The organism is Bacteroides sp. CACC 737 (assembly GCF_013874375.1).
GTDB lineage: Bacteria > Bacteroidota > Bacteroidia > Bacteroidales > Bacteroidaceae > Bacteroides > Bacteroides uniformis.
In genome coordinates, this window is sequence record NZ_CP059408.1 from 2076282 (window position 1) to 2090590 (window position 14309).

The 14309-nt window shown below is 48.6% G+C and carries 13 protein-coding genes; 3 read left to right on the forward strand and 10 right to left on the reverse strand.

Annotated elements, in window-relative coordinates:
- Nucleotides 1-212: 212 nt before the first annotated feature.
- From H1A11_RS09000 to H1A11_RS09015, 4 genes are all read right to left on the reverse strand, one after another.
- Complete coding sequence (locus tag H1A11_RS09000; RefSeq protein ID WP_181758041.1) at nucleotides 213-1184, reverse strand: toprim domain-containing protein; 972 nt, start codon at nucleotides 1182-1184, stop codon at nucleotides 213-215.
- A 251-nt stretch (nucleotides 1185-1435) separates the two neighbouring features.
- The gene (locus H1A11_RS09005) at nucleotides 1436-2677 is read right to left on the reverse strand and encodes a primase-helicase family protein (RefSeq protein ID WP_169757456.1); all 1242 of its coding nucleotides are present in this window, start codon (nucleotides 2675-2677) and stop codon (nucleotides 1436-1438) included.
- A 277-nt stretch (nucleotides 2678-2954) separates the two neighbouring features.
- On the reverse strand, nucleotides 2955-3338 hold the full coding sequence (locus tag H1A11_RS09010; RefSeq protein ID WP_008672343.1) for a hypothetical protein: 384 nt from the start codon (nucleotides 3336-3338) through the stop codon (nucleotides 2955-2957).
- A 12-nt stretch (nucleotides 3339-3350) separates the two neighbouring features.
- A complete protein-coding gene (locus tag H1A11_RS09015; RefSeq protein WP_181758042.1) occupies nucleotides 3351-4571 on the reverse strand; it encodes a site-specific integrase in 1221 nt (406 codons plus the stop codon).
- A 347-nt stretch (nucleotides 4572-4918) separates the two neighbouring features.
- Here H1A11_RS09015 and H1A11_RS09020 point away from each other — a divergent pair, with 347 nt between their 5' ends.
- Nucleotides 4919-6238, forward strand: coding sequence for a YihY/virulence factor BrkB family protein (locus tag H1A11_RS09020; protein WP_117965840.1), 1320 nt, complete (start codon nucleotides 4919-4921; stop codon nucleotides 6236-6238).
- Nucleotides 6239-6318: 80 nt separating this feature from the next.
- On the opposite strand, the gene H1A11_RS09025 is transcribed toward H1A11_RS09020, so the two are convergent.
- From H1A11_RS09025 to pstC, 6 genes are all read right to left on the reverse strand, one after another.
- Nucleotides 6319-6858, reverse strand: a complete 540-nt coding sequence (locus H1A11_RS09025) for a nitroreductase family protein (protein WP_117965842.1) — start codon at nucleotides 6856-6858, stop codon at nucleotides 6319-6321.
- 12 nt (nucleotides 6859-6870) lie between these two features.
- Nucleotides 6871-7473 carry a riboflavin synthase gene (locus H1A11_RS09030; RefSeq protein WP_117965844.1) on the reverse strand — a complete coding sequence of 201 codons (603 nt, stop codon included), beginning with the start codon at nucleotides 7471-7473 and terminating at the stop codon, nucleotides 6871-6873.
- A gap of 352 nt (nucleotides 7474-7825) precedes the next feature.
- On the reverse strand, nucleotides 7826-8521 hold the full coding sequence (phoU, locus tag H1A11_RS09035) for a phosphate signaling complex protein PhoU (RefSeq protein WP_005831301.1): 696 nt from the start codon (nucleotides 8519-8521) through the stop codon (nucleotides 7826-7828).
- A gap of 60 nt (nucleotides 8522-8581) precedes the next feature.
- Entirely contained in the window at nucleotides 8582-9337 is a 756-nt protein-coding gene (gene pstB / locus H1A11_RS09040; protein WP_055288615.1) for a phosphate ABC transporter ATP-binding protein PstB, read from the reverse strand.
- Between the two features lie 17 nt (nucleotides 9338-9354).
- Nucleotides 9355-10215 (reverse strand): phosphate ABC transporter permease PstA, encoded by an 861-nt coding sequence (gene pstA, locus H1A11_RS09045; protein WP_117965847.1) that lies wholly within the window; start codon nucleotides 10213-10215, stop codon nucleotides 9355-9357.
- A gap of 12 nt (nucleotides 10216-10227) precedes the next feature.
- Nucleotides 10228-11412 (reverse strand): phosphate ABC transporter permease subunit PstC, encoded by a 1185-nt coding sequence (gene pstC, locus H1A11_RS09050; protein ID WP_005832300.1) that lies wholly within the window; start codon nucleotides 11410-11412, stop codon nucleotides 10228-10230.
- 257 nt (nucleotides 11413-11669) lie between these two features.
- Between pstC and H1A11_RS09055 the strand changes: the two genes are divergently transcribed.
- Both H1A11_RS09055 and H1A11_RS09060 read left to right on the forward strand, forming a co-directional pair.
- Nucleotides 11670-12491 carry a PstS family phosphate ABC transporter substrate-binding protein gene (locus H1A11_RS09055; RefSeq protein ID WP_138346037.1) on the forward strand — a complete coding sequence of 274 codons (822 nt, stop codon included), beginning with the start codon at nucleotides 11670-11672 and terminating at the stop codon, nucleotides 12489-12491.
- Between the two features lie 74 nt (nucleotides 12492-12565).
- Nucleotides 12566-14305, forward strand: coding sequence for a glutamine--tRNA ligase/YqeY domain fusion protein (locus tag H1A11_RS09060; protein ID WP_138346039.1), 1740 nt, complete (start codon nucleotides 12566-12568; stop codon nucleotides 14303-14305).
- Nucleotides 14306-14309 lie beyond the last annotated feature (4 nt).

A 14309-nucleotide genomic window follows, 5' to 3' on the forward strand; every position in this document is an offset into this window, starting at 1 on the left:
GGTTCACAGGGTTTATTATGCAAATGAGTCCTTGCTGCACTCGGCATAATCCAAACGAGTTTGGCTTCTGCCCTCGTTTGCACAGGGTTTCCAAAGGGATTTCCCTTTGGCTCGATAGGGTGTTTTTAGCGTTACGGAGTAATGCGTGAAGAAAACGCCCTATTGAGCTATGGTATTTCTGTCTAAATACCTTGGGAGAGCGGACGTGCATATTACAGATGAAATCCCCCTTTCTTTTTCTGTGGCTGTATCATCCGCCTTGCGGATTGGACTTGCTTTTTCTCCTTTATCGGCTCTGCCGATTGGGACAAGGGCTTACCGCACAGGTAGTCGTTTAAGTCCTTATAATCACGATAGTACAGCGACTTATCAAGCAGCCGTTCCCCGAACTTCTCTTTCAGCTTCTTGCAGGTGTTCTGCCCTGCTGTGTCGTTGTCAAGGAAACAGCCGATTTGGGTGTAGGTCTCCAATATGCTTTCCGCTTTCGCAAGATTGGAAACGGAGTTCAGTATGACATAGTCCTGCGTGTCCAATCGCGGGTGTTGCGGATTGTTTTTTACTCGGATGGTAAGGAATGAAAGGTAATCCATGAACCCCTCGAACAGGTAACACATACATCGTTGTCCGCCCTGCTGTCGGATATGGGTGATGTCTTTCGGGGCGACACATCCCTTGAAGTATCTGTTGCGCACTTCATATCCTCCTGCCATGTTCGGAAAGCCGATGGCAAAATATGGTTTGTCGGCATTCATAAACCGAAGTTCCCTGCATTCTCTTTTGGCAAGTCCGATGTTTATTCCCCTTTCTTGCAGATAGGCTGTAAGAGCAGGAGAGGACAACTCACCAACCCTTAATCTCTGATAAGGCTGATTGTCGGAATGCTGTCTGCCAAAAGAGAACGATGCAGGGCGGATGTATGCTGTCCGCTCCTCTATGCGTTTCAGCAGATAGGCTACATCTTCCGAATGGTAGAGTTCCGCTGCCAATGCGAGGATGTTTCCGCCTTTGCCGATGCCGAAGTCATACCATTTTTCAAGCTCGGTGTTTACCTTGAACGATGCGTCCGTTTCTTCCCGTAGCGGTGATTTATACCACAGGTTCTTGCCTTGTTGCTTTACAGGCGTATAGCCCAGACTTTGCAGATAGTCTGCCAGCTTGATTTGCTTTACATCTTGGATTGTCATATTACATACGGTTTTGAAGTTGATGAAAATTTGTTGATTTGATGAATTGTCAATGTAATATGTTTATATACAGCCTCGTAACCTCTCAACATCTTCTCAACAAACCGCTCACCAAAAGAGAAATTAACAAACGGGGGTCGGTGGTCTCTCAACTTCTCTTTTGGCTTGTTGAGATTTTGTTGAGAATGTATATCGTTTATTGTCAGTGTATTTATACCCATATTCAACAATTCAACAGAAAAATGATAATATTACAAGGATTCAAGTTGCTCCCTTGTGACGGTGTAGAAGCGTCCCACTCTCCTTATCGGCTCATACCGACACTCCCGATTGCAGTTGAATTGGTAGGTAGTATAAGTCAGTCCGTTTGGCGCAGGGGTAAGTTTCCAACATTCCTGCAACACTTTTCGGACTTGGTGTTTCTCCACCTTTACCTGTGAGTGTACCAGCAAAAGAAGAATGTCGCTGTAACAGAAAGAGAATGTATCCGTGCCGACACTGTCCATGATGTCAAGGACAAGTTCGTGCATCTCTATCTCCAACCGGTTGCGGTTGCTGCGGATAATCTTCTGCAAGGCTTCTGTATGCAGCAATGTGGGGTTGAACCACATCCGGCTTTCCTTTTCGGTGGACAGTTTTCTGTGTTGCAGGAAATGGAGAAAGGCGGGTATCTCCGCTTTCAGCTTTTGCAGGAAGTCGGTATCATCGGACTGCAAGCGGTCTATCTTGCGCACCCAATAGCGTGTTTCCCCTGCGTCTATGATTACGGGCAGATGCTCGTTGTTGGAACACAACACGAATTTGGCGAAGAACGCAATCTCGTCACGGTCTTTGCCTTTGGCTTCCACCTTATAGGAAAGTGTGGTGCTGAGGTTCTTCAACCGCTCGCTATCCTCCCTGCGGTTGAGCAGCACCTCATCCACCACGATAAGCAACTTGCCAGCCCAGTCGGAATTGAACTGGCTGCGGAAATCCTCGTTGGTGTTGAAAGTCACATTGTTCTGAAAAAGGGCTTTCAGAAAGTTCAGGAAGGTGCTTTTGCCCGTGTTGCGTTCTTCCGACACCAACAGCAGGATAGGCAACTTCTGAATCGGTTGCAGGTAGAGCAGTTGCAGATAGTCCATCCCCAACTCGTACTGTTCCCCGAAGATGTGCCGTACCAAAGATTGGATATGCGATAAATCGCCCTCCTGCGGTCGGTGGTCTATCGGTTCGTAGAGGTTAAGGAACTTGCCGACTACGGAACGGTAGCCGATGTGTTCGGGTACGGTGCAGAAGCCGTCATACTTGGAAACGCTGCCGATGTAATCCTTGCCGTAATCCTGTCGCAGGGTCTCGTTGTTCCATGCGATGCGTTTCTTCACATACCCTCCGTTCAGTCTCGGTTGCTCCACAATCTTGTAGAGCGTTGTCCCGACACGGATAAATTCTTCCTTTGCCATGCCGCCATCCGATGGCGGTCTGTGGCTGTCCTGTTGTTCGATAGCTGACATAATCAAATGGTTTTAAGTTTGAAAATTACCAGCTACAAAAATATAATCAATTATCGGATAGGTTGTTATGCAAAACACAGCAGAATGGTGACAAATAGCCCCCGAAACAAAAACTTTCGATGGCTTGGGGCAGGAAACAGGTTCTGCAAACGGAAAAACTCCCGAAAAGCGAATGTCGGATTACGCTTTTCGGGAGAAAAAATCAGAGCGTCTGTCGTTCTGTCGTACTGACTTAATGAATTACTGACTTACCGAGTGAATAATGTCAGGCATTCAGCTACGAGAAGTATTCGGATTTGGATATACCGTTGGTATTCAGCGAGAAAAAGATGCTTGTTTTCTCTTTTCGCAGGTACAGTCTTTCAAGAACGGCATTGCGTACCCGTTCCGCTCCGAATGTGCCGATATGGAAAGCAAGGGCAACTATCGCTTCAAGGTTGTAAACCTCCATACAGCAATTATCGGATACCCGTATGCTTCGCCTTATCCCGTATTCCCTTAAAATTCCGCTCTTGCAAAGAGCTTTCAGCCCTGCACGGAATGTCGGGGCGGTTACTCCGAACAGGTCGCAAAGTTCCCATTCGCTCATGGCGGTTGCGCTAATGTCGGTCGGCAAGGTGATGTTGCCGTTGCCGTCCGTTGTGATGATGCTTCGTTTCATGGCTATGCTTGGTTATGGGGTTACACTTCCGAACGATGCGTTCAGCTTGTTGCCGAACATCGTCAGGTCATTGTCAAGTTTCTGTGTGGTTATCTTCGCATAGATTTGAGTCGTGACAATGTTCGTATGTCCCAAAACACGGCTCACGCTTTCAATGGGCATCCCCTTGCTAAGAGCCAGTGTTCCAAACGTATGACGTGCGCAATGGTAGGAGATTTGCTTCTCTATTCCGCATTCCGCCATTACCTTTTTCAGTTGTTTGCACATCGTCCAATAGTTGATTTTCCCGAAAACCAGCCTGTCTTCCGACAGATACTTGTACCGTTCGATTATCTGCAAGGGAATATCCAGCAGCTTCACTTGGAACGGGACATTTGTCTTGTGCCGTTTCGACAATATCCATTTCTCACCGTTCACCTCCACTATTTCGTCTGTTGTGAGTTCTTTCATATCCACGAAAGACAAGGCGGTGAAGCAGGCGAAAATGAACAGATCCCGCACCAATGTGAGGGTGGGGGTGTCAAACTCGTGCGCCATGATTCTTTTGATTTCGTCCTCTGTCAGATATTCCCGTTCCTTAACATTCGGGCTGATATGGAACTGCGCAAACGGATTTCTCGGTATCAGTCCGTTATAGTGCGCACGCATCACCACTCCTTTCAGCCACATGCAGTTCAGCCAGATGGTGGCGTTTTTCAGTTCCCGTTCAGCCGTAAGATAAGCCGCAAACTCCTTGATGAAGTCGGGTGTAAGTTCCAGCATGGACATGTCCGTCCGTCTGTAGAATGACTTGATAAAGGCTGCGACATAGTTCCTTGCCCTTACCATGATCTTGTATGTGCCGATGCTGCGGTCTTTGCCGACACGTTTCAGGAAGTTGGCGCAATCCTTGTCAAAAGCCTTTATCAGTGTCTCATACTCGCTTCCTACCCCTTGGTAGGCATTGCGCACCATTTCAGCCGTTACGTATGCCTCTCGGTCGGATATGCGCTGATAGTGCTTGATGATTTGCGCCTTGATGTTGTCCAATGCCAGATTGATGTTCCGTGCTTCGGCGCTCTTGCCTTTGGCTCGGTTGCCTTTCGCATCCCAAAGGGGTTTCGGGATGGTCTGCTTGCAACTGAACTGCGCCACAGTACCGTTGATTGTCACTCGTCCCATGATGGGGACAATACCGTCTTTCTCCTTGCTGCCGTTCACGTAGAACAGCACTTTGAATGTACTTCTTGCCATACTCGTTTTTTTTGTTTGCAAAGTTAAATATCAACGAGTTAGACCTTGATACGCAAATCGGTGACAAACGGTGCAATAGCATCTCTCATATGTTAAATCTTACTCTTTCACGGGTAATGATTTGCAAACCATTCTTCTTCTTAAATCCGCTTTTCTTTGCGTTTTCCGATTTTTCGGTTTGTCATCATTTGACACCGTAACAACTCTGATATTAAGTCGTTTAGCGTCATTTATCCCGTTTTTCGAGGTTATTCCAGAGATTTTATATAATTTTGCACTTCATATAAACAGAGATCATTGAGAATCCGTTAAAGATAATTCTTTGAACTTACGCTAATTGACATTTTATGAATAGACGTATTGCAGCCTTCTGGAAGTTTCTTACTTACGACATCTGGCGTATTACAGAAGATGAAGTTACGCGAACCACTTTTTCCGTATACAATATCATCAAGACCATCTACCTTTGTGTCAACCGCTTCACCAAAGACCGGATAGTAAACAAAGCCTCGGCACTGACTTACAGCACCTTGCTTGCCATTGTACCGATTCTCGCTATATTGTTTGCCATCGCACGCGGTTTCGGATTCGACAATCTGATGGAAAGTCAGGTTATCAACGGGTTCGGAGGTCCTACAGAAACCACAGAGGTTATTCTACAGTTCGTAAACTCATATCTCTCACAAACCAAAAGTGGAATATTCATCGGCATCGGGTTGATTATGTTGCTGTGGACAGTCCTGAACCTAATCAATAATATGGAAGTCACCTTCAACCGCATCTGGCAGGTAAAAAAGGCGCGCAGCATGTACCGCAAAATAACGGATTACTTCTCCATGCTTCTGTTGATGCCCATTCTGCTGGTAGTGTCCGGTGGTCTTTCCATCTTCATGAGTACGATGGTGAAGAACCTCGAAGACTTTACCCTACTGGCACCCGTCGGCAAGTTTATGGTACGCCTCATCCCCTTCGTACTGACCTGGTTCATGTTTACAGTACTGTACGTCTTTATGCCGAATACAAAAGTCAAACTAAAACACGCACTCATATCCGGTATTCTGGCAGGTACGGCACATCAGGCATTCCAGTTCCTCTACATCAGCAGCCAGTTGTGGGTTTCCCGTTACAATGCCATCTATGGTAGTTTCGCCGCCCTCCCGATGTTTCTGCTATGGTTGCAGGTATCTTGGACTATCTGCCTGTTCGGTGCCGAATTGACCTACGCCGGACAGAATATCCGGAACTTCAGCTTCGACAAGGATGCGCGCAACATCAGCCGTCGCTACCGCGACTTTATCTCCATCCTGATAATGTCCCTCATAGCCAAGCGTTTTGAACAAGACGCCCAACCCTATACAGCCGAGGAGATATCCGAAGAGTGCCAGATTCCCATCCGGCTGACACACGAAACCCTTTATGAATTGCAAGAAATCAACCTCCTGCATGAAGTGGTGACCGATGAAAAAAGTGAAGACATCGCTTACCAGCCTTCCATGGACATCAACAAGATGAATGTGGCCCTCCTGCTGGACAAGCTGGACACACACGGCTCAGAAGACTTCAAAATTGATAAGGAAAATGAATTTAACAGCCAATGGGGAGCATTGCTGAAGGCACGGGAGGAATACTACAAGAATGCAAGCAAGGTGCTGCTAAAGGATTTGTAGTTTGGTTTAAACACGGAGGCACAGAGATTTTTTCTCGTCTATTGGTTTAATCCCTGCACCTCTGTATTCTTCTGCTAATGCTAATACTTATTATAAGATACTGTCTTCTCTTTTGGCTTCCGCGATTTCTTCCGTTTTTCCTTCACCGGATAGCCAATCGTAATATCTAGCAAAAGGCGTTTACCGGCCGGGATACCGACAAGTTTCTTTATCTCCTTCTCATCAAACCAGCCCAAAATGCAGGAACCCAGCCCTTCATTTTCTGCCGCCAACGTGATATGTGCGGCAGCGATACCAATATCAATCAATGGGAAATACTTACCCTTGATTTTTGCACCCAGAAAGGAAGTGGCATTCATGGACTCCTCCACCACCAGAATATGAACGGGAGCATCCTTGGCAAACTTGTTCATCCCCAATCCTGCAGCAGCCTTGCCCACCTTGGCAGACAGCTCCGGTTCCGTAACTACCACGAACTTCCACGGTTGTGCATTGCAGGCGGACGGAGCCAGACAAGCCGCTGCCAATATCCGTTCCAACTTCTCGGGCTCCACAGCACGAGTCATATCATAGGCACGGTCACTCTGACGGGATGCCACTAATTGCAGGAAATCGTTCATAGCGCCGTTACCTTATTTATATTGTATCATGCGACTGATGTACTTACCAATGATATCGAACTCCAAATTCACCACACTGCCCACTTTGAAAGCATGAAAATTGGTATGCTCGAAGGTGTAAGGAATAATGGCCACCTGAAAAGTATCGTCGGTGGGATTACACACGGTCAGGCTGACACCGTTAACCGTTACCGAGCCTTTGTCTACCGTGATGTAGCCGCGCTTTGCCATCTCCTTGTCAAAAGCATACCGGAAAGTAAAGTAATAGCTTCCTTCCGCATCCTTTATATCGATGCAAGTGGCAGTCTGGTCCACATGTCCTTGAACGATATGGCCATCCAGCCGGCCGCTCATCATCATACTACGCTCCACATTCACTTCATCTCCCACCTGCAACAAGCCAAGATTGGAACGGTCCAGCGTTTCCCTCATGGCCGTCACGGTATAGGTATCATCCGTCAGGCTGACTACCGTCAGGCAAACACCGTTGTGAGATACACTCTGGTCTATTTTTAATTCACTGACGAATGAACACTTGAAAGTAAAATGTACATTCTCCTGGTCTTTGACCATCGCCACCAATGTGGCACATTCTTCTACTATTCCGGAAAACATGGTTCTATATACTTTTAGATTATACATGATTTATTATTAATATGCGCAAAGATACAAAAAGCCCTTCGTATAGGTACAAAAAAAGGAAGCTTTTCACAAAGCCTCCTTTTTCAGTTTTCAATAGGTATTAGTTTTTTTTTAAGGTAAAAAGATTGTTTTCAGGATAACGATGCAAATATAGGCGCTTTTCGTGATACTAACCAAATTAAAAAACATGTCTTATAACATCTTTTTGAAAAAAACATTTAAGTTTATTATCATTTCAAAGCACTTTTCTACACCTGCAATCGTTTTCAATGGACAAATATAAGGCTATTTTCCATGAAACACTGAAATTATCCTAAAATTTTGTTTATTTCTTATCATTTAAGTAGTGTTCATCTGTCTGCCCGCTATGTTTTAACACTTTTGCGTCGATAAAGAACACTATTTCTTCGGCAATATTCGTGATGTGGTCGCCGGAACGCTCCAATTTGCGGAACACGCTCACCAGATTCAGACAAGAGAGTGCACTCTCCGGATGCCGGCTGATGTAGTCGGCAAGAATGGCAGTGGCCTCCGCATTGATTTCGTCCAGCATATTGTCCTTGGCAAACACAGCGGTAGCCAATTCCTGGCTCTCCTCCTGAAGTGCCTGCTTGGCAAGCTCGAGCATGGAGAGCACCTGGGCTATCATCTCTTCAAGGCGGAGTTGCTTGACCAGCTCAGTATCCAATGCCGGTTCATGGCAGTTGAGGGCAAAGCGGGCGATGCCTTCTGCAAAGTCGCCCAGACGCTCCAGGTTCGTATTGATTTTGAGCATGGCAAGCACAAAGCGCAGGTCGATGGCAACGGGGTTGTAAAGGGCAATGATGTCCTCCACGTCGCTGTCTATTTTCAGTTCGAAAGCATTGACGCGACGTTCGCGCACCAATACCTGCTGAGCCAGCTCCCGGTCCAGCGTAAGCACGGCATCACCTGCACGGTCGAGCTGATTATATACCAGGGTCCACATTTCGTCTATTTCCTTTTTCAGCAAGACGAGTTCAGATTCGATAAACTTCACCATAATGTTTCTATTTTAAGATTACTTTTGTACAACTTATTTTTGCTTGTATGGAACAATCCGCTACCCGAAGCGTCCCGTGATGTAGTTCTGCGTTTCCACCTTGTCGGGATTCGTAAATATCTTCCGGGTATCTCCAAACTCCACCATCCGCCCCATATAGAAGAAAGCCGTATTATCACTGACACGCGCTGCCTGCTGCATGTTGTGGGTAACGATGACGATGGTGTACTGCTTCTTCAACTCGTGGATAAGCTCTTCCACCTTGGCAGTGGAGATGGGGTCGAGGGCGGATGCCGGCTCGTCCATCAGCAGGACCGAAGGAGACACCGCCATGGCACGGGCTATGCAGAGACGTTGCTGCTGACCGCCGGAGAGGGCGTAGGCGGAGACTTTCAGCTTGTCCTTCACCTCGTCCCAAAGGGCGGCGCCTTTCAGGGTTTCTTCCACCCGCTGACGGATGAAAGCGTTATCGGTGATGCCATTTACACGGAGTCCGTAGGCAACGTTCTCGAAGATGCTTTTTGGGAAAGGATTGGGGCGCTGGAACACCATGCCCACGTTCTTGCGGAGTTCATCCACTTGCACTCCTTTTCCATAGATGTCTTGTCCGTCAATGCGTATCTCGCCGGTCAGACGGGTGTCGGGAATCAAATCATTCATGCGGTTTAGCAGGCGCAGGAAGGTAGACTTTCCACAGCCCGAGGGACCGATGAAGGCTATCACAGACTTCTCCTCAATGTCCATGCTGATGCCTTTCAGGGCATGGAAATCGCCATACCAGAAGTTCACGTCACGGGTTTCTATCTTGTTCTTCATACCTATTGTATATGTTTTCAATTCGTCTTAATCTTCTTCTCAAAGTATTTCCGCAGGGCGTTCGCCAGCAGGTTCACCAGGAGGATAATGAGTATCAGCACCAGTGCCGTGCCGTAGGCAATAGGAAGCTGCGCTTCCATATCGGTGCCGCTGGTAGAGATGACGTAGAGGTGATAAGGAAGCGCCATGCACTGGTCGAAGATACTTGCAGGCAGCTGTGGCAAGAAGTAGGCGGCACAAGTGAAAAGGATGGGTGCCGTCTCGCCCGAAACACGCCCCAACGCCAGAATCAGTCCGGTGATGATATTGGGCATCCCCATCGGCAGGATGACATGCCAGATGGTCTGAAGCCTGGTAGCTCCCAACGCGCGGCTTCCCTCACGCATGCTGTCGGGAATGGCTTTCAGCGCTTCTTCCGTGGTGCGGATAACCAAAGGCAGACTCAGCAGGCCCAGTGTCAACGAACCTGCCAGGATGCTGTCTCCAAAATCCATATAGTTGACGAACAGCGCCATGCCAAACAGACCGAACACGATGGAAGGGATGCCGCTCAAATTGTTCGTCATCATCCGTATGAAGCGTACCACCCAGCCCTTCGGCACATACTCATTCATATAAATACCGCTCATCACCCCCACCGGAAAAGCAAACAAGGCACTGCCCACCATCAAGCAGAACGTACCTACAATGGCAGGAAGGATTCCGCCGGCAGTCATACCGTTGGCAGGAGCCGTAGTGAGGAACTCCCAATCGATGACTCCTATACCTTTATATATAATGAAACCGAGGATAGCAAAAAGAATTCCCACCACACTCAGACTCAACAGACGGAACAAGCCGAATGCCACGTTTTGCGAAAGATGCTTTCTATTGACCATATCTACCTTCTTTTATTTTCGTCTTGGCGAAACTGCTTCCACCGTGAAATTTATCAATAAACTGATGAAAAACAGCACGACACCCAGTAGGAACAATGCTTCGTAGTGAGGTCCGCCGGCAGGTGCCTCGCCCAGCTCCGCGGCAATCGTAGCCGGAATAGTACGCAACGGCTCCAGAATGGTATGGGGAATGACGGCAGCATTGCCCGTCACCATCAGCACAGCCATCGTCTCGCCCACCGCACGGCCGATGCCCAACACCACTCCGGAGGTGATGCCCGAAATGGAGTAAGGAATCACCACCTTATATATAGTCTGCCATTGCGACGCTCCCAGTGCCAGACTGGCTTCGCGCATGGCACGAGGGCAGTTTCTCATCGCATCTTCCGTCACCGTAATGATGGTGGGCAGTGCCATAATGGCAAGCACAATACTGCCCGCCAGCCCACTCTCGCCGACCGGCAAGTCGAAGACCTGCTGCAAAAAAGGCACAATGACAATCAAACCGAAAAAGCCGTAAACCACCGACGGTATGCCACTCAGCAACTCAATGATAGGTTTCAGCAGATTCCTTACCCGGGAATTGGCTACCTCCGACATATAGATTGCCACCGACAGACCAAACGGCAGTGCAAAAAGGATGGCAAACAGACTGACCCACAACGTCCCCGTAATGAGCGGCAAAAAGCCGAACTGTGCAGCAGGTGTTGCCGTGGGAAACCATTCGGCACCGGCAAAGACGTCCTTCACCGAAATGGTGTTGTCTTTCAGCAAATGCACTGAGTCCGGACGAACGATGAACTGCTGCGGTACAAAGGCTATAATACCGGGCGTACGCTCCACCAGCTCCGTAATGCAAGCACCTGCATTTTCATAGGAAGCGCCCAACTGCTCTTCCGTATAATACTGTGTGATGTCCTCCAAACGGAAAAGGCGGATAGGAAGGTCCTCCCCTCCCACTTCGTTCCAGTTTGTCAGCTCTTCATCAAAGACATCCTTTATCTGTGCCGGAGTCAGTTCGCCCACCCGATTCTCCTTATTCAAAGCCAATACATACCCTTCTTCTATTACCTTGCTGCTGAACAAGCCTAGCGCTTCGGAAAAGAGGAACACGACGATAAGTACGATGGTAAGGCTCGTCACAAAGCCGCTACAAGCCAGTATACCTTCTACAATCTTCTCAAAAATCTTTTTCATGTTGCCTATTGATTTCTGTATGCAAAGGAACGGACCGGATGTTAAGGTAGTGTGACTAACGTTTGAAAGAAATGTTTCAAACGTGTTACAAAACCATTACAACGACTTAAAGTACACCCCATGTAACACACTTGTAATATCCATTGCCTTAATTTGCATCATGCGTTGAGCCAGATTACATGATGCATACCATCGGTTTACATCATGTGTTTGCCCCAATTGCATTATCTGTTTACCCAATTTGCACCATGTGTTTTATGAAGACAAGAAAATTACTCCTACTCCTCGCCCTGGCAGCTGCCACCACCGGCATGCAGGCGCAACGCATCAAAGGCAGCGACACCGTGCTCCCCATAGCGCAGCAGACCGCCGAACGCTTTATGACCCTAAACCCGTCTGCCCGTGTCACTGTGACCGGTGGTGGAACAGGTGTCGGTATTTCAGCCCTGCTGGACCAAACCACGGACATCGCCATGGCTTCACGCGCCATCAAGTTCAGCGAAAAGATGAAAGTCAAAGCTGCCGGAGAAGACTTGGCAGAAGTACCCATCGCCTACGACGCCCTTGCCGTAGTGGTTCACCCCTCCAACCCGGTGAAACAACTGACCCGGCAGCAACTGGAAGACATCTTCCGGGGCAAAATCACCAACTGGCAGCAAGTGGGCGGAGACGACCGCAAAATCGTAGTCTACTCCCGCGAGACTTCCTCCGGTACCTACGAGTTCTTCAAGGAAAGTGTACTGAAAAACAAGAACTACATGAGCAGCAGTCTCTCCATGCCTGCCACGGGAGCCATTATCCAATCCGTCAGCCAGACACGCGGTGCCATCGGATATGTGGGCCTAGCCTATGTATCGCCGCGTATCAAGACACTCGCCGTTTCATACGACGGGCAGCATTATGCCGCTCCCACACTGGAGAATGCCACCAATAAGACTTATCCGATAGTGCGCCCGCTATACTATTATTATAACCGGAAAAACGCCTCGGTCGTAGCCCCTCTGCTCGATTTCATCTTGTCTGCCGCAGGACAGAAAATCATCAAAGAGAGCGGATATATCCCGGTACATAAAGAATAAATCTTCATTCTTCATTCTTCATTCTTCATTTTTTTACCCTATCTTTGCCCCCACGATACGAAAATAGTAACATTATGGCAGAAATAAAGAGCGAAGAAACAAGCGAAAAAAAGAGCTTGAACTTCATTGAGCAAATAGTAGAAAACGATTTGAAAGAGGGTAAAAACGGGGGAAAAGTACAGACACGCTTCCCGCCCGAACCGAACGGTTACCTCCACATCGGACACGCCAAGGCCATCTGCCTTGATTTCGGTATTGCCGCCGCACACGGCGGTGTCTGCAACCTGCGTTTCGATGACACCAATCCCACCAAAGAAGATGTGGAATACGTAGAGGCCATTAAGGAAGACATCCAATGGCTGGGCTACAAATGGGGTAACGAATATTACGCTTCCGACTATTTCCAGCAATTGTGGGACTTCGCTATCCGCCTCATCAAAGAGGGCAAGGCATACATCGACGAACAGACTTCCGAGCAGATTGCCGCCCAGAAAGGCACCCCCACCCAGCCCGGTGTGGAAAGCCCTTACCGCAACCGCCCCATTGAAGAGACACTGGATTTATTCCAGAAGATGAACAGCGGCGAGATTGAGGAAGGTGCCATGGTGCTCCGTGCCAAAATAGACATGGCAAGCCCCAACATGCACTTCCGCGACCCCATCATCTACCGTGTAGTGAAGCATCCGCACCATCGCACGGGTACCACTTGGAAGGCTTATCCGATGTACGACTTCGCCCACGGACAAAGCGACTTCTTCGAAGGCGTGACACACTCGCTCTGCACACTGGAGTTTGTGCCCCACCGTCCGCTCTACGACCTCTTCGTGGACTGGGTGAAGGAAGGCAAAGACCTCGACGATAACCGCCCCCATCAGTATGAGTTCAACAAACTGAACCTCAGCTATACGCTGATGAGCAAGCGCAACCTGCTGATGCTGGTCAAGGAAGGCTTGGTAAACGGTTGGGACGACCCCCGTATGCCGACCATCTGCGGTTTTCGCCGTCGCGGTTACTCTCCGGAGTCCATCCATAAGTTCATCGACAAGATTGGCTATACCACATACGACGCCCTTAATGAATTCGCCCTGCTGGAAAGCGCCGTGCGCGAGGACCTGAATGACCGCGCCACCCGCGTATCCGCCGTATTGAACCCCGTGAAGCTCATCATCACCAACTATCCCGAAGGACAAGTGGAAGAGATGGAAGCCGTCAACAACCCCGAACATCCCGAAGAAGGCAACCACGTCATCGAATTCAGCCGCGAACTTTGGATGGAGCGCGACGACTTCATGGAAGATGCTCCGAAGAAATATTTCCGCATGACACCGGGACAAGAGGTACGTCTGAAGAACGCGTACATCGTGAAGTGCACCGGCTGCAAGAAGAACGACGCCGGTGAAATCACCGAAGTATATTGCGAATACGACCCCGATACCAAGAGCGGTCTACCCGGAGCCAACCGTAAGGTGAAAGGCACCATCCATTGGGTAAGTTGTGCCCACTGCCTCGAAGCAGAAGTGCGCCTCTACGACCGTCTGTGGAAAGTGGAGAACCCGCGCGACGAGCTTGCCGCCATCCGCGAAGCGAAGAACTGCGACGCACTGACAGCCATGAAAGAAATGATCAACCCCGACTCCCTGAATGTGCTGCCCTGCTGCTACATCGAGAAGTACGCTGCCGGCATGCAGCCCCTCTCCTACCTGCAGTTCCAACGTATCGGTTATTTTAATGTTGACAAAGATTCTACGCCAGAAAAAATGGTATTCAACCGTACTGTAGGTCTGAAAGACGTTTGGGGTAAAATCAATAAATAAGAAT